This is a genomic window from Pseudomonas iranensis, assembly GCF_014268585.2.
Taxonomy (GTDB): Bacteria; Pseudomonadota; Gammaproteobacteria; order Pseudomonadales; family Pseudomonadaceae; genus Aquipseudomonas; species Aquipseudomonas iranensis.
Genome location: NZ_CP077092.1, coordinates 3,250,689 through 3,266,130 on the forward strand (window position 1 = coordinate 3,250,689; position 15,442 = coordinate 3,266,130).

Here is a 15,442-nt window from a genome sequence, read left to right on the forward strand (position 1 = left end):
AAGAAAAGATGTAGAAATTTCGTCGCAAATTCGTTTCGGCCTTGTGATGCCGGCCTCGTCCCGAAGGATTGCCCGCTAAATTTTTTTCCTCAGCTTCGTTTCTTCGTCAGGCTCATTGCGCGTGGACGCAGGGGCAATCGACCTTTCGATCAGGAGCAAGCGTGATTATTTCCAGGCAACTCACCGGGCTGGCCCTCGCCAGCACCTTGTTCGGACTGAGCCTGTCGGCCCATGCACTGAGCCCGGCTGCACAAACCAGCGCCGATATTCGCCGCACCAGTTTCGGCGTGCCGCACATTCGTGCCGAGAACGAACGCGGGCTTGGCTTCGGCATCGGTTACGCCTATGCCCAGGACAACCTGTGCCTGTTGGCCAACGAGATCGTCACCGTCAACGGTGAACGCTCGCGTTACTTCGGGCCGGAACAGTTCACTGTCGAACAACGGGAAAACCGCGTCAGTGATGTGTTCTTCACCTGGCTCAATGCTCCAGAAACGGTCGAAACCTTCTGGCAGGCGCAACCGGCGCAGGTCCGCGACCTGGTCGAGGGTTATGCCGCCGGCTACAACCGCTATCTGGGCGAACGGCGCCAGCAAGGATTGCCGCAGCAATGCCAGGGCGAGTGGGTACGTGATATCAGTGCCGAAGATCTGGTCAAACTGACGCGGCGCCTGTTGGTGGAAGGCGGGGTAGGGCAGTTCGCCGAGGCTCTGGCCGCCGCTACGCCGCCGCAAGCGACCGCACAGGTCAAGCAGGATGCCGAGGCGTTCCAGTTGGCCGACGCCCGTCAGCAACGTTTCGCCCTGGATCGCGGCAGCAACGCCGTGGCAGTCGGCAGCGAGCGTTCGTTCAACGGCCGTGGCATGTTGCTGGCCAACCCGCATTTCCCATGGGTCGGCGGCATGCGTTTCTATCAGATGCACTTGACCATCCCCGGCAAGCTCGATGTCATGGGCGCCGCTTTGCCGGGTCTGCCGATGATCAACATCGGTTTCAACCAGCATCTGGCCTGGACCCACACTGTCGACTCGTCGAAACACTTCACCTTGTATCGCCTGCAACTCGATCCAAAGGATCCGACCCGGTATCTGCTTGACGGCAAGTCGCTGCCGCTGAACAAACAGACGGTTACCGTGCAGGTCAAGCAGGCTGACGGCCAGGTCGTGCCAGTGAAGCGCGATATCTACAGCTCGCAGTTCGGTCCGATCGTGCAATGGCCGGGCAAGCTCGACTGGGACAAGCAATATGCCTACAGCTTGCGCGATGCCAACCTCGACAACGATCGCGTGCTCAACCAGTGGTACGCGATGAACCAGGCCAGCAATCTCAAGGATCTGCAAAACGCTGTGCACGAAATTCAGGGTATCCCGTGGGTCAACACCCTGGCGGTGGATGACCAGGGCCAGACGCTGTACATGAACCAATCTGTAGTGCCGAACGTCAGCGCCGAGAAACTGGCCAAATGCAGCGATCCGCGTGTCGGCCTGCGGATGATTGTGCTGGACGGTTCCAACAGCGGCTGTGCCTGGGACATCGATCCGCAAGCGGCACAGAAGGGCATTTTCGCGTCCAGTCAGTTGCCGCAATTGCTGCGCAAGGATTTCGTCCAGCATTCCAACGATTCCGCGTGGCTGGCCAACCCGGCGCAACCGCTCACCGGCTATTCGCCGCTGATCAGCCAGGAGGGCCAGCCACTGGGCCTGCGCTCGCGATTCGCACTGGATCGCCTCGATGTCTTGCGCAAAAAAGGCCCACTGGCAGTCAAGGATCTGCAGCACATGGTAATGGATGACCAGGTGTATCTGGCGACGCAGGTCATGCCTGATCTGTTGATTTTTTGTGGCTCTGATCTGGGCAATGATGCGGCGAAACTGAAACCTGCCTGTGCCGCCCTCAAAGCCTGGGATAGTCGCGCCAATCTGGATTCCGGGCTCGGTCTGGTGCATTTCCAGAACATCATGCAAGCGCTGCTCGAATCGCCGGACATCTGGCGTGTTGCGTTCAATCCGGCAGATGCGCAAAACACCCCGCGTGGTCTGGCGGTCGAGCAGCCCGCAGTTGCCAAAGCGCTGCGCGAGGCCATGCTGGCGTCGGTCGAACTGACCGGCAAAATGGGCCTGAAACCAGGCACGCGCTGGGGCGATATTCAGGTGGTCAGCAGTGGCGGGCGGCAGACGCCGATTCATGGCGGGCCGGGGACGCTGGGCATTTACAACGCGATGCAGAGCGTGCCCCGTGAGGATGGCAAACTTGAAGTGGTCAGCGGCACCAGCTATCTGCAAGTGGTGAGCTTTGATGAAAAAGGCCCGCACGCCCAAGGGCTGCTGGCGTTCTCGTTGTCCAGTGATCCGATGTCGAAATACTCGCGGGATCAAACTGCTGCATTTTCGAAGAAGCAGTGGAGTGTCCTGCCATTCACTGAGCAACAGATCAAAGCGGACCCGCAGTATCAGGTGCAGACGATCAAGCAGGATCAGGCAGGGAAGGTGGCAGCGCAGTAAACAGTCGTCGCCTGAAACAAACGAAGGCCGCCTCCCGCAAGGGACGCGGCCTTCAGCTTTTTGGTGGACGCTGCGGCATCGAATTGATTACCGGGTTGCCTTCTTTGTTGCGAGTCAGGTAGACCGGCAGTACTTTCGGCAGGCTGTTGGCGAGGTTGTTCATCTCTTTGATGTTGTAGACACCGCCCACGCGGATCGCGCCGGTACTGGTGTCGGCCAGCATCAACGGCTTGTCCAGGTAACGGTTGATCAACGGCAGAGCGTCGTGCAGCGCGAGGTTGTCCAGTATCAGTCGGCCGCTGCGCCACGCCAGCGAGGTATCGCCGGGGTAGGTCTGGCTGATTTGCGGTGCGTAATCGCCATGTCGGTAGCGTGCCTGCATCGATGGACTCAGACGCAAGCCGTCGCCCGGCAGATCGCGATTGCTGCTGACCAGCACCGAACCCTCGACCAGATTGACCCGCACCTGATCTTCGTACATCCACACATTGAACCGGGTACCGGTCACGCGGATCTTGCCGTCACCAGCGCGCACCACAAACGGATGAGACGCGTCATGGCTGACATTAAAAAACGCCTCGCCCTTGTTCAGTGTGGCGCGACGTTCATTCTTGTAATTGCTGAAAGTCAGGTCGGTGTTCAGGTTGAGTTCCAGCTGGCTGCCGTCACTCAGAGTGATCTGACGCACACTATCGGTGGCGGCGTAATGCTGATAGCTGTTGGGTACCCAGCCCAGATTCCAGCCGCTGTAGGCCGCGAGCGGCAAGCCGATAGCGCAGGCGCCGGCGATTACGGCGAACTTGCGCCACGAACGCAAGGGCTTGCGCTGCGCCGCGAGCGCCTCGGGCTCGGTTCGAGGCAGATTCCCGGCGACTTCCCAGATTTCCTGCATCGCTTCGTATTCGAAGGCATGCAGCGGATGGGCATCGTGCCAGGTTTCGAATGCGCGACGCTCCTCGTCCGTGCAGTCAGCGGCGTGCAGACGCATGCACCAGTGCGCGGCGGCATCGGTGATCGCATCGTATTCGGCTTCCGAGAGAGTGTCTTGGGTCATTGACTGGTCCTGATTTCGCTCATTCTAACCTTGCCGGCAGGCTGCCGAGAACATCTGTCATGGCATTTGCCCATCAAGGTGGAACTTATTTTTCCCTGTGGCGCCCAAAAAAACAGGAAGCAAATGCCTACTATCCATAAATGGAGTGAAAAAATGATCAAAAAGACATTCGCAGCCCTGATTGCCACCGCCGGTTTGCTCAGCGCCGGTGCCGCCCTGGCGGACAAGCCAGGCGCAGGCTGGATCACCATCGAAAAAGCCATCGAGGTCGCCAAGACCAAAGCCGGCTATGTCGAGGTCTATGAGATCGGCGCCGACAATGACGGCTACTGGGAAGGCGAAGGGCGCAAGGCCGACGGCATTGTCTACGAATTCCGCATCGACGGCGCCTCGGGTAATGTGCTCCGCGACCAAAAGGACTAAGCCTCAAAGACAGGCTATTGTAATAAGTGCGCCGGCGTTTAGCCGGCGCACTTTTTTGTTTACGGTACAGATACCATCTGGCTTGAGACCGGCGCTGGCAGCGGAATGGGCGCCGGCAGGGGGTCCAGCTCTCGGCCCATTTCGCTGATGAGTAATGCGATCGAGTCGGCGTTGGCCAGTATCACGTCAACACGTGCCTCGTCAGAGACTGGACTGCGAAACGCCTTGCGTGCCTCGGCAAGGGTTTTGGTTTTAGTCAGGGTCAGAATTTTTTGATAGTCATCGGCGTGCGATGGTACCTGGTCGATGTCCACCCAGTTCCCCAGATCATCTTTCTCCAGGAACAACTTCGCAGGTGGTGTAGCGCGCGACAGCGATTTACGCAGGCGATCAAGATCATCCTTGAGCAACTGGCCGTCCGCAGTGGTGGTGTCGATAAGGCTGGGAAAGGGTGCCATCGCCTCTACTGCAGCCAGATCTTCGCTATCGCAGACCAGATGCGACAGTTCATGGAGCAGAATGACGGCCCGAGCGTGGGAGTCCACGTTGAATCTGGGAGGCAGAAACTCCGTATAGGCGTTCAGCCCCGGATTGAAGAAGTGCTGGGTAAAGTGGACGATCTTCTTGCTGTCCTGCTTGAAAACGAAGGCAACCGTATCGTCACCGTAGCGCTTGTTCAGGCCAGCAAAGAAGCGATCGGTGTAGAGCAAGTCATCCTTGGGATCCGTCAGCTCACGGCACAACGGGATGATGACCTTCTCGAACTTCCTCAGCAGCGCCGGCGTAACCTGTGCCACGTCAAAAAAATCCCTGAGCACTCGCTCAACCCGCGTGCCTCCCAGGTTATCGCGGTGAATGACGAAGTTATGCAGGCAATTGAGCGCGTAGGCTCTTGCCCGGATGACGGCCTGCTGTATCACGAAAGCCCTGGCGGGAGAGGTGCGGTTGATCTGTGCCATGCCTTTGGCCTGGACCTTTAGCACGACTGAGCGTTCCTTTTCGACATTTTCTTGCAATGTTTTCGGTCGCTTGCGTCGGCAGCGCTGCACGGTCTGGCCGTCGCGAGCAATGATCAGTCTTGAGTTTTTTTCCTCAAGTAGCGGTCCTGCACTGCCATCCTTCTTGCGCATAAACCATTTTTTTTCCGCCTTGACGACGGAATAGACCTTGCCGGCAATCGCGACATAATTTTTCGCGGTGGATGCGTCGCGATAAACCAGTTTACTGGCCTCAAGCTTGAGGCTGTTCAGCGCCTTGCTGGTTTCAAACGATTGCAAGCTAACACGAGCAGGGGCAGCGGGCGGCACTTTCGCCCAGCGCGCGGCGGCTTGTACCGTCGTGTCAGTAACGTCAGGAGTTTTTACCTCAGAGGCAAATTCAGAGGTTGCCGTTTCCGCCTCGGTTTCCCAGGACAAACGTCCCAGGCTGAACAGCGAGATTGCCCCCGCAATAAAGTTCTTCAGGCCCTGCGCCCAATGGTGATCCTGAAGGCCTTCGGCGGATTCCTTGAAGTCCTGATAGCTTTTCCAGAGAAAAAACAAAGAGGCGAGTTTGCCCGGCAACAAGTGCGGCACCAGGCGCACCCCGTGACTGAAGAGAAACTTTGCCGCTTCCCAATCCGCCTGGGCATTGATCTGTGGCTGACTTTTGAGCAATTGCAGCAGGAGGTTGAGGGTGTCTTTGTGAAACCGCTCGAGCACGTTGCTGCTGATAGCCTGACTTTCAACCGTGATCTCGCTGGGTTTGCCAATCGTCGTTTGTAACAGGTTCCTGAACACGGCCTGCTGGTCTTCAGGCAGACGCCGGATGATCAGATCCTGAAAATGCCCGGGAGTATTCAGTGCATCGATCAACTGCACCTCGTTTTCGAACTCGCGAAAAACGAATCTGGAATAGGGCGCATACAGCACCCGTGGCCCTGTTTGCCCCGATCCTGGCCCGATGACATATAGCCCGAGTGCGTCGACGGGATCAGCGCCACCGGTCTTGATCAACGATAGCGGGCAAACAATCGCGTGGGCTCCCTCGACCGTGGTGCGAGCTACTCCATCGGGCATGTCGAGCACTTGGCAAATATAGTCATAACCGTTCCCGGACAGTTGTTGCTGCAACTTCAATGCGTGCGCGTGTTGCATCAACTGCCAGGGCAACTGACGGACGAAACGTTTTTTACTGACGCGCGCAGCCTCATTGGCACCGGACAGCGCGGCAGTCACTTTGCGTGCATAGGTCGTGACCACTTCCAGCGATTGCAGCAGTTGCCGCACGGCGGACTGATCGAAGTTTTTTGGTAAAGCCGTGGCTGTTTTCGCCGCCACCTTGAAACCGCTGCCCTGCACGACGTTGTAGTGATGCAGGGCAAATTCCAGCAGGTCGCAGGCCGGGCCTGCAAGCGTCAGGTTCGGAGTGATCTGAATGTCCTGCGGCTTGAGTCGGTTATTGGGGTATCTGGTATCGAGCAGTGTCTTCAGCGTTTGCTCGATGTGGGTGGCCAGGGGCGGAACGCCCTCAAGGAAATCCTTGCCATCGATAAACGCGAGCCGCACTTCGTCCAGCAGCGCTAGTTGCGTGTGCTGTTCCGTCATTGGGGCCATGCGCAACCAGTCGGGGTAGTCCAGATGACGGGCGACGCTACGGGCGATATCGATGGCTCGGCGCAGATTGGTATCGATGACGGTGGCTTTCATTTCGGCAAGTAACTTCGCCAGCGTGTCTTCGTCCTTGATGCACGTGCGTAATAGCTCACACTCGGCCATGTAATGTTCAATAGCCGATTGCATGCGATCACTCGACACACTCCCTTCTATCAACTCGAAATTGCCAAGCGTGTACTGCTGATCCAGGCGCCGTTGCCTCGTTGGCAGATTTTCCAGCAGGATTTGACTCTGGTTGTTGTCGTCGAGCCGTCGTTGCAGTTGTTTGCGCGCAGTCTCGATATCGTTGAAGGATTCCAGGCCATTGGCTGGTGTCCAGAGAATCGCGCGTCCGGAGTGCGCGACATCCATGCCACCGCGCTCGGTCAACAGCACACAATGAGCAAGCGGCAGTGCCTCACTCTGGCCGGCGCATTTCACGGTCATTGACCAGGCGTCCGGGCGAAAGCCATTGAGCGACTGGCGCTCGGCGCGTGTCGGGTGCCCTGTATCGAACACGGTATGGATAATCTGTCGTTCGGCCTCCAGCCACGAACCACTGAGAGTTCTCAGCTGTGCTTCGCCGCGCATAGCCGCCTCGAATGCCTGCGCCAGCTTCCAGCCAATGCTTTCTACAAAGCCGCGCTGCTCCCGACTGCTCGCGGTCGGCTGGTTCTTGAAGTTGCCGGTCAGGCTGTCCAGCGTTCGTTGCAGACTCGTCTGCAGTTGCTCGGCCTTGTCCGCCTGCACCAGTGACGATGGCGGCGCACTGGCAAACAAAGGTCGGGTGCTCCAGCGCTCATTGGCGTCAAGCCTGAGCAGGCGCTGATGGATCATTGACCGGATATCCAGCGCCTTGTCGAACAGCGCGTGAATATCGCTGGTGCGTTCGCTCTGACGAAACGACTGCAGGGCAAATTCAATGTTCTGCCGCTGTTTGGTGAGGACTGCCTCAAACAGGGTCGTCATGATTTCGCCGCCGATGTTTTCCCCTGACACCTGAGCATCGGTAAAACCAAGGTAGCGTTTGCGCTCCTCCAGGCTCATCAGCCCGTACAGTTCATCTTCGTGTCCGGCAGCACCGAGTTTTGCCGTCAGTGTCTGTTTGAGATCGGCATAGTCATTGAGTACCTGCACGCCTTCGCTGGGCGTGTAGAGGTAGGCTTTGTCATGATTAATCATCAACGACCCGGCCAATTCGACCTGGACGCTGTCTTCGCGCAAGCACACGGTTTCGAAGGTTGGCCTGCGCACGGCTACGTTCGGCTCGCGGATCAGACTGTGCAGGGCGTCGAACTCACTGGCGGAGAGAATTTCCGTTTCGCGCTTGATCATCAAGTCCGCGCGCGCCTGATCCATCAGTGTCTGGGCGAAGAGGGTGCGTCGCGGCGAGCCCTCGAATGAAGCAGCATTCCAGTAACCTTCGAGCTGCCGAAACAACAGCATGGTCAGTTTGCCCGATGCGCAGTTGATTGCAGTCGCCCACGCTGATTGATCATCAGTGCCGGGGAGACGGGTGGGATGGGAAAATTCAACGGTCTGACCCTGCGGCCAGCCCTGACGGCGAAAATGCACCAGCAACGCTTCAGTCAGTGAGTGTGAATCAAGCCACTGTCTGTCTTGGCCGGAGGAGGCGGGTGTCTTGACGGTGTAAAAACCGACTCGGGTTTGCGACTGCTGCAGGTCGCCAAAATGTGGCTTGAGCAGATCGTCGAGAATTGCTTGCAGCAGTGTAGTGAGCGACGGCAAGCGTTTCAGTTCGTCCACGAGGTCGCGTGCGCAGGCTTCCTGCGAATCGGTGATTGCTGTTTGTTGATCCTCGAATACATCACCTGTGATGGTTTCGCGGGTGATGGTAATGCCGCGTTTCTCCACCAGCTCCTTGCGCAGCGAAACGTTTAGAAAAGCCAATAGATCGTCTTGCTCGTCTGCATTGTCGAGGCGCGCTTGCAACGCCTCCGTCAGCGCCTGGTCATCGCTGTATTTTTTCAAGCCGTCGTAGGGGGTGTACAGAAACATCCCGTCATCATCAGGCGCCGCGCCAAGAATGAAACTGCCAGCCAGAGGTACAGGCAATTGCTTGTCGGCGTTGAGCAGAATGCGTTCGGCCAGCATCGGCGGAGTTTGTGCGCTGCGCAGGGTCTGGGTGGCCAGCTGCACATGCGCGAGCCAAACAAAGTCTTTGCTGTTGAAACCGTGTGTTTTAGCCAGGCCGGCATGCAGGCCAGGGGATTTCAGAATGTCGGGGAACAGCAGTGGTGCGGTCGGACTGGACATCATCGGAGCTCTGAACGGGGCGCCATCAGGCAGGGACTCGACAGTAGGCCCCCAGCCCGGAGCAGGTGCGGTAGATGGATACCGCACGCGCCGGATCGAAATGTGAGGTCGGCGCCGCCAGCCATTGCCGTGCAATCGAAGGGTTGACAGCTGACAGCTCTGGCGGGGTTAATCGGTGGGCAAATTGACCGTACGCTGTTGTTCCCTCCAATAATCATTCTGGAGCTTCAGATGTCTGCGCCACACGATCAGGGCACGCCCACGTTATCCCTCGAAGCACTCACGCAACTGCTTGAAACGATTTTCCTGCGCCACGGCACTTCCAGCGAAGTGGCCCGGGTACTGGCCGCCAATTGCGCCGGCGCCGAGCGCGATGGCGCGCACAGCCACGGTGTATTTCGCATTCCCGGCTATGTCTCGACACTGAGAAGCGGCTGGGTAAATGGCTACGCGGTACCACAGGTAGAAGACGTCGCCTCGGGTTTTGTCCGCGTCGATGCCGGCAATGGTTTTGCTCAGCCAGCGTTGGCCGCCGCCCGGCCTCTACTGGTGGAAAAAGCGCGTAGCGCCGGGATCGCAGTGCTGGCGATTCGCAACTCGCATCACTTCGCCGCGTTGTGGCCGGACGTCGAGCCGTTTGCCGATGAAGGTCTGGTCGCGCTGAGCGTGGTCAACAGCATGACCTGCGTGGTGCCCCATGGCGCCGACCGGCCACTGTTCGGCACCAACCCGATTGCCTTTGCCGCGCCAAGGGCCAATGCCGCGCCGATTGTTTTCGACCTCGCCACCAGCGCCATCGCCCATGGCGATGTGCAGATCGCGGCGCGCAAAGGTGAAAAACTTCCGGCCGGGATGGGCGTCGACAGCCTCGGTCAACCGACCCAGGACCCCAAGGCGATTCTCGAGGGCGGGGCGTTGCTGCCGTTTGGCGGGCACAAGGGGTCGGCGCTGTCGATGATGGTCGAGCTGCTGGCGGCGGCTTTGACCGGCGGCAATTTTTCCTTCGAGTTCGACTGGTCCAACCATCCTGGCGCGAAGACGCCATGGACCGGCCAGCTGTTGATCGTCATCGACCCGAGCAAAGCGGCGGGGCAGAGCTTTGCCCAACGCAGCGAGGAACTGGTGCGGCAGATGCACGGGGTCGGGCTCAAGCGTTTGCCGGGGGATCGGCGGCATTTGCAGCGCAGTCGGTCGATGGCGCAAGGGATTGCGCTGGATGAGCAGACGTTGGGGCAGTTGCGGGAGTTGGCGGGGGAGTGAGTCTTTTGTTGTTCTGACGATTGCAGTGATAAGGTCAAAAGCCCCTCACCCTAGCCCTCTCCCAGAGGGAGAGGGAACTGACCGCGTGGTTTGGGCGAGATACGCCGACTTGGGGTACCGAGGTGAATTCAGTAATGGAAAAGCAAAGCGGTGGGCATAAAAAAAGCGAACCCTGAGGTTCGCCTTTTTCCGTGCGCCTGACTCAGCGACGGCCGAGTAGCAGGCCCACCACCAGACCGAAACCGGCGGAGATCGCTACGGTTTGCCATGGATGGCCACCGATGTAATTTTCCGTGGCTTCAACGGCGGGTTTGGTGCGGTCGCGCACGCTGGACACCGAATCCAGTGCCAGCTGCAGCTTCTGGGCGATTTGTGCGCGCAGGGTTTCTGCTTCTTCGCCTACCAGTGAAGCGCTGCTCTTGAGCAGTTTGTCCGATTCTTCGATCAGCGCCTGAAGCTCGCTGAAAGCTTGATCCTTGATTTGCTCTTCGGCAGCTTGCGAGGCGGTTTTACGGGCCATTGGGTGACTCCTTGCAGGTGAATGGACAGTGACCAATGGAGTGTAGCGGCAGGTGAAAAGTTGCATGTCATTCGTGGAGAAGGGAAAAACCTGCACCGGAGATTTGTGTCGAGCGTGTAAGATGTCGCCATTTTACGCAGCAGGATAAATCCCCATGAGTTTCAATCTGGCCGACAAATCCCTCGCAGAGCGCGCAGCGCTGGAAGACGAGAAATCCCGTCTGTTCGAACTCTGGCAGAACAATCTGGGCAAAGCCAAAGGCGAAGCCGCGCGCTTGTTTGGGGAGCGCTCCAAGCGCAAGGGCAAATGGGCCGAGTGGGTTCGCGCCGAGCTGGACAGCATGTCGCCGCCGGAATTCGCCAACATGGTGCGCAGCGAAGTCAATCGCCTGATGGCGGCGAACAAGTAAAGCGCGTCACGCCTGGGTGAACGTGGCGGCAATCGCCTCGCGAACCTTGAACAGCACCGGATCGATCTGCGTGCTGGTACGCCAGCCCAGTTCCACCGGATAGCGCGGCAAAGCCAAAGGGCAGGGCAGCAATGCCAGTCCGCTCAGCGCCGCGATGCTTTCTGCGGCATGGGCCGGGATGGTCGCCACTGCCTGACTGCCCTTGAGCAGGAAGGGCAGCGCGGCGAAATGCGTGGTCGACGCGCATACCCGGCGACTCAATCCCACAGCCGCCAACCCTTCATCGGTAATGCCGATAAAACCGCCCGACGACACCAGAATGTGCTCGCGCTCAACGAACTCCTGCAATTCGATCTGCTGCTGGCCCGGTGCAAGACTGCCCGGATCAACCAGGCACGCATAGCCGCCTTCCCCCAACACCTGACGACTGAGCAGGCGCTCGGCAAATCCTCCGGCGGTGATCGCCAGGTCAATGCTGCGCTCCATCAACGCACGGGCGACGATCTGGCTGTGGGTCTGGCGGAATATCAGCCGCAGTTTCGGCGCACGACGGGCGATTTCCTTGATCAAGCGGCGGCCGTAGGCAATTTCAAAATCATCTGACAGACCGATCGCCACCGAGCGCCCCTCGTACTGATTGGCCGCTGGATCAAGCATGGCCAGACTTTGCCGGCATTTATTCAGGGCATCGCTGATCACCGGTTTCAACTGATTGGCCTGCAGGGTCGGCGCCAGTCCGCGCCCGGTGCGTACGAACAACTGATCGCCATACACCTCGCGCAAGCGACGCAACGCCGCGCTGACCGCCGACTGCGTTACGCCCAGGCGCAGGGCGGCGCGGCTGGCACTGGATTCCTCGTGCAGCGCTTCGAAGACTTTCAGCAGATTGAGGTCGATGTCGGCGATATTCATTTGGTTCATATCATTCAGCAGTGGGCAGGGCTTTATTCATGATCGCGTGACGCTGGAGAATCGGCAACACCTGAACCTGATGGAGTAAACACGATGGCTAAATCCATAGTGGCGGCGTTGCAGATCGGCGCCTTGCCCGGTGGCAAAGACGAAACCCTTGAACAGATCCTTTCTTGGGAAGATGCAATCCGCGACTCCGGCGCTGCGCTGGTGGTAATGCCGGAAGCCTTGCTCGGTGGTTATCCGAAAGGCGAAGGTTTCGGCACCCAGTTGGGTTATCGACTGCCCGAGGGGCGCGAGGCCTTCGCGCGGTACTTTGCCAACGCCATTGATGTGCCTGGCGCCGAAACTGAGGCGCTGGCCGGATTGTCAGCGCGCACCGGGGCCAATCTGGTGATCGGTGTGATCGAGCGCGCCGGCAGCACATTGTATTGCACTGTGCTGTATTTCGATCCGCAGGCCGGGCTGCTCGGCAAACACCGCAAGCTCATGCCCACCGGCACCGAGCGACTGATCTGGGGCAAGGGTGATGGTTCGACGCTGCCGGTGTTCGACACCCAGGTCGGCAAGCTTGGCGCGGTGGTCTGCTGGGAAAACATGATGCCGCTGCTGCGCACGGCGATGTATGCCAAGGGCGTTGAGGTCTGGTGTGCGCCGACCGTTGACGAGCGCGAAATGTGGCAGGTCAGCATGCGCCACATCGCCCATGAAGGCCGCTGCTTTGTGGTCAGCGCCTGTCAGGTACAGGCCTCGCCGAATCAGTTGGGGGTGGAGATCGCCAACTGGCCGGGGGATCGGCCGTTGATCGCCGGTGGCAGCGTGATCGTCGGTCCGATGGGCGATGTCCTGGCGGGGCCGTTGCGTGGCGAGGCGGGGTTGCTGACGGCGCAGATCGACACCGATGAACTGATCCGCGCGCGGTACGACTACGACGTGGTCGGCCACTACGCGCGGCCGGATGTCTTCGAGTTGAGCGTTGATGAGCGCGCGAAGCCGGGGGTGCGGTTCAACTCCTGACCTTGAAACTTGCAGAGAACCTGTGGGAGCGAGCCTGCTCGCGAAGACGTAGGCACCTGCAATATTGGAATTGCCTGAACTACCGCTTTCGCGAGCAGGCTCGCTCCCACAGGGGTTGTGTGTTGTTCTGCCGATTGGGACCGCTGTCTACCACGTCGCCGCACTCGCTTTAGGCAAGCTCAACTTGCCGCTGTCGGTAAAGCGCATCGTGCCAAACAAACCGCCCGCCAGTTTGCCGCGCAGTATGTAGGGCAGGTTGTCGAGGCTTTGCGTCTGGCTCAGGCCCAAGGTCTGGCGCAGGAACGAGAACGCCGAGACGCTGACGGGTACCGTGACAATGGCTTCAGAGAAACGCGGGATCGAGCCGCTCTGATCGCTCACGCCGGACGCCAGCGAATGGCCATTAACCTCCAGATCCAGCGCGATGCCGTTGTAATCGATCGCCGTTTCATTGGGGTTCTGTACGCGCAGCTTGATCGCGAAGCGTACTTCCAGTTCCTGACTGGGCAGCGGTTCGAGGCCGACCACGTTGATGTTCACCGGGTCGCGATTGGGAAACAATGCGCAGGCACTGAGCGACAACAGCAGAAGCGACAGGGTGACGGCGTGGAGGTGGCGCATAAAAAACTCTCGACAAAAAAGGGCTGAACCGTTGCCGGTGCAGCCCTTTTTTCGAGGCGCGACGTCAGCGGTTCAACTGTGCGACAGCCGGCGCTTGGCCGGGTTCACCTTTGGCGGTGACGTCGGGGTTTTCCATGACCTGCAGGATCGAAGCTTCCGGGTCGAAATCGTCTTCTTCCAGCTCGATGAATTCCTCGGGCAGGAAGATGTTCAGCACGATAGCGCACAACGCGCCAACGGTGATCGGCGATTCGAAGATATTGCGCAGCGCTTGCGGCAGTTCGCGCAGGACTTCCGGCACCGCCGCGATGCCCAGGCCCATGCCCAGGGAGATCGCCACGATCAGCATGTTGCGACGATGCAGGCCGGCCTCGGCGAGGATCTTGATCCCGGCAACGGCGACGGTGCCGAACATCACCAGCTCGGCGCCGCCCAGCACCGGTTTCGGCATCAGTTGCAGCACCGCGCCGATCATCGGGAACAAACCGAGCAACACCAGCAGCCCGGCGATGAAAAACGCCACATAGCGGCTGGCCACGCCAGTCAGCTGGATCACGCCATTGTTCTGCGCGAACGTGACCATCGGCATGCTGTTGAACACTGCCGCCATGGCCGAGTTGAGGCCATCGGCGAGCAGGCCGGATTTGATGCGACGGATGTACAGCGGGCCTTTCACCGGTTGCCGCGAGATCATCGAGTTGGCGGTCAGGTCACCGGCAGCTTCCAGCGGCGACACGAGGAAAATCACCGCCACCGGCACGAACGCCACCCAGTCGAAATTGAAGCCGTACTTGAACGGCACCGGCACGCTGAACAGCGGCACCTCGGGCATCGAAGCGAAATCCACCGTGCCCATCAGCCATGCCACTAAGTAGCCGAGGGTCAGGCCGATGACAATCGCGCCCAGGCGCAGAAACGGCACGTCGACTCGGTTCAACACTACGATGGTGCCGATCACCAGTGCCGCGAGAAACACATGGCTGGCCGCGCCAAGATCTGGCGCACCGAAGCCGCCGGCGATGTCGGTCATCGCCACTTTGATCAGCGACAGGCCCATCAGCGTGATGATCGTGCCGGTCACCACCGGCGTGATCAGCATGCGCAGTTTGCCGATGAACTGGCTGAGCACCACTTCGATGAACGCGGCGAAGAAGCACACGCCGAAGATCGTCGAAAGGATTTCGTCAGTGCCACCGCCACGCGCCTTCACCATGAAACCGGCGCTGAGGATCACACTGATGAAGGAGAAACTGGTGCCTTGCAGGCAGAGCAGACCGGAACCCACCGGGCCGAATCGCTTGGCCTGGACAAACGTGCCGAGGCCGGAGACGAACAGCGCCATGCTGATCAGGTAGGGGATTTCACTGTGCAGACCGAGGGCGCCACCCATGATCAGGGTCGGGGTGATGATGCCGACGAAGCTGGCCAACACGTGCTGCAATGCTGCGAACACCGTGGCGGTCAGGTGCGGACGGTCGTTGAGGCCGTAGATCAGGTCGTTGTTGCGCGGGGTTTTGTCAGAGGCGGTCATGGTGATGTGCGCGCCGCAAGGCGGGGCCGGGTCAGAAAATGGGTGCGCAGAATGCCGGAAGAGGGCGGCGAGGGCAACGAGCAATAACTGCCTGAAAGGTCAGGTTTTACTGCCTTTGTGGGAGCGAGCCTTCTGATCGTTCCCATGCTCCGCGTGGGAATGCCGCCCGGGACGCTCCGCGTCCCTTCCAGAGCTGGAACGCGGAGCGTCCCTTGAGGCATTCCCACGCAGAGCGCGGGAACGATCAAACGTGCCTCGATCAGCAATGGAAAAGCGCCCGTGGC

Annotated in this window: 11 protein-coding genes; 5 read left to right on the forward strand and 6 right to left on the reverse strand. The window is 59.4% G+C overall.

Translation table 11 applies throughout. The features are described 5' to 3' along the window. Positions 1 to 161: 161 nt before the first annotated feature. Entirely contained in the window at positions 162 to 2,501 is a 2,340-nt protein-coding gene (pvdQ, locus tag HU724_RS14530; protein ID WP_186566758.1) for a bifunctional acylase PvdQ, read from the forward strand. A 52-nt stretch (positions 2,502 to 2,553) separates the two neighbouring features. On the opposite strand, the gene HU724_RS14535 is transcribed toward pvdQ, so the two are convergent. After that, the gene (locus tag HU724_RS14535; RefSeq protein WP_186566756.1) at positions 2,554 to 3,555 is read right to left on the reverse strand and encodes a FecR family protein; all 1,002 of its coding nucleotides are present in this window, start codon (positions 3,553 to 3,555) and stop codon (positions 2,554 to 2,556) included. 153 nt (positions 3,556 to 3,708) lie between these two features. On the opposite strand from HU724_RS14535, the gene HU724_RS14540 reads away from it, so the two are divergent. Continuing rightward, on the forward strand, positions 3,709 to 3,978 hold the full coding sequence (locus HU724_RS14540) for a PepSY domain-containing protein (RefSeq protein ID WP_041480965.1): 270 nt from the start codon (positions 3,709 to 3,711) through the stop codon (positions 3,976 to 3,978). Between the two features lie 59 nt (positions 3,979 to 4,037). Here HU724_RS14540 and HU724_RS14545 read toward each other — a convergent pair whose 3' ends face one another. Beyond that, complete coding sequence (locus tag HU724_RS14545; protein WP_186566754.1) at positions 4,038 to 8,888, reverse strand: dermonecrotic toxin domain-containing protein; 4,851 nt, start codon at positions 8,886 to 8,888, stop codon at positions 4,038 to 4,040. A 231-nt stretch (positions 8,889 to 9,119) separates the two neighbouring features. On the opposite strand from HU724_RS14545, the gene HU724_RS14550 reads away from it, so the two are divergent. After that, a complete protein-coding gene (locus tag HU724_RS14550) occupies positions 9,120 to 10,148 on the forward strand; it encodes an Ldh family oxidoreductase (RefSeq protein ID WP_186566752.1) in 1,029 nt (342 codons plus the stop codon). A 202-nt stretch (positions 10,149 to 10,350) separates the two neighbouring features. On the opposite strand, the gene HU724_RS14555 is transcribed toward HU724_RS14550, so the two are convergent. Continuing rightward, positions 10,351 to 10,668 carry an ElaB/YgaM/YqjD family protein gene (locus HU724_RS14555; protein ID WP_016774661.1) on the reverse strand — a complete coding sequence of 106 codons (318 nt, stop codon included), beginning with the start codon at positions 10,666 to 10,668 and terminating at the stop codon, positions 10,351 to 10,353. A 154-nt stretch (positions 10,669 to 10,822) separates the two neighbouring features. Here HU724_RS14555 and HU724_RS14560 point away from each other — a divergent pair, with 154 nt between their 5' ends. Next, positions 10,823 to 11,077, forward strand: a complete 255-nt coding sequence (locus HU724_RS14560) for a hypothetical protein (protein ID WP_186566750.1) — start codon at positions 10,823 to 10,825, stop codon at positions 11,075 to 11,077. Between the two features lie 6 nt (positions 11,078 to 11,083). Here the strand turns inward: HU724_RS14560 and HU724_RS14565 are convergent, their stop codons facing one another. Next, positions 11,084 to 11,998 carry a LysR family transcriptional regulator gene (locus tag HU724_RS14565; RefSeq protein WP_186566748.1) on the reverse strand — a complete coding sequence of 305 codons (915 nt, stop codon included), beginning with the start codon at positions 11,996 to 11,998 and terminating at the stop codon, positions 11,084 to 11,086. Between the two features lie 84 nt (positions 11,999 to 12,082). Here HU724_RS14565 and HU724_RS14570 point away from each other — a divergent pair, with 84 nt between their 5' ends. Further along, the gene (locus HU724_RS14570) at positions 12,083 to 13,006 is read left to right on the forward strand and encodes a carbon-nitrogen hydrolase family protein (protein WP_186566746.1); all 924 of its coding nucleotides are present in this window, start codon (positions 12,083 to 12,085) and stop codon (positions 13,004 to 13,006) included. A 147-nt stretch (positions 13,007 to 13,153) separates the two neighbouring features. On the opposite strand, the gene HU724_RS14575 is transcribed toward HU724_RS14570, so the two are convergent. Beyond that, entirely contained in the window at positions 13,154 to 13,627 is a 474-nt protein-coding gene (locus HU724_RS14575) for an LEA/WHy family protein (RefSeq protein ID WP_186566744.1), read from the reverse strand. Between the two features lie 64 nt (positions 13,628 to 13,691). Further along, positions 13,692 to 15,158 (reverse strand): nucleobase:cation symporter-2 family protein, encoded by a 1,467-nt coding sequence (locus HU724_RS14580; RefSeq protein ID WP_186566742.1) that lies wholly within the window; start codon positions 15,156 to 15,158, stop codon positions 13,692 to 13,694. Positions 15,159 to 15,442: the final 284 nt, after the last annotated feature.

Coding starts and splice junctions, on each gene's coding strand:
- HU724_RS14535 (WP_186566756.1), bottom strand. CDS start 3,555: ATGACCCAAGACACTCTCTCGGAAGCCGAATACGATGCGATCACCGAT.
- HU724_RS14540 (WP_041480965.1), top strand. CDS start 3,709: ATGATCAAAAAGACATTCGCAGCCCTGATTGCCACCGCCGGTTTGCTC.
- HU724_RS14545 (WP_186566754.1), bottom strand. CDS start 8,888: ATGTCCAGTCCGACCGCACCACTGCTGTTCCCCGACATTCTGAAATCC.
- HU724_RS14550 (WP_186566752.1), top strand. CDS start 9,120: ATGTCTGCGCCACACGATCAGGGCACGCCCACGTTATCCCTCGAAGCA.
- HU724_RS14555 (WP_016774661.1), bottom strand. CDS start 10,668: ATGGCCCGTAAAACCGCCTCGCAAGCTGCCGAAGAGCAAATCAAGGAT.
- HU724_RS14560 (WP_186566750.1), top strand. CDS start 10,823: ATGAGTTTCAATCTGGCCGACAAATCCCTCGCAGAGCGCGCAGCGCTG.
- HU724_RS14565 (WP_186566748.1), bottom strand. CDS start 11,998: ATGAACCAAATGAATATCGCCGACATCGACCTCAATCTGCTGAAAGTC.
- HU724_RS14570 (WP_186566746.1), top strand. CDS start 12,083: ATGGCTAAATCCATAGTGGCGGCGTTGCAGATCGGCGCCTTGCCCGGT.
- HU724_RS14575 (WP_186566744.1), bottom strand. CDS start 13,627: ATGCGCCACCTCCACGCCGTCACCCTGTCGCTTCTGCTGTTGTCGCTC.
- HU724_RS14580 (WP_186566742.1), bottom strand. CDS start 15,158: ATGACCGCCTCTGACAAAACCCCGCGCAACAACGACCTGATCTACGGC.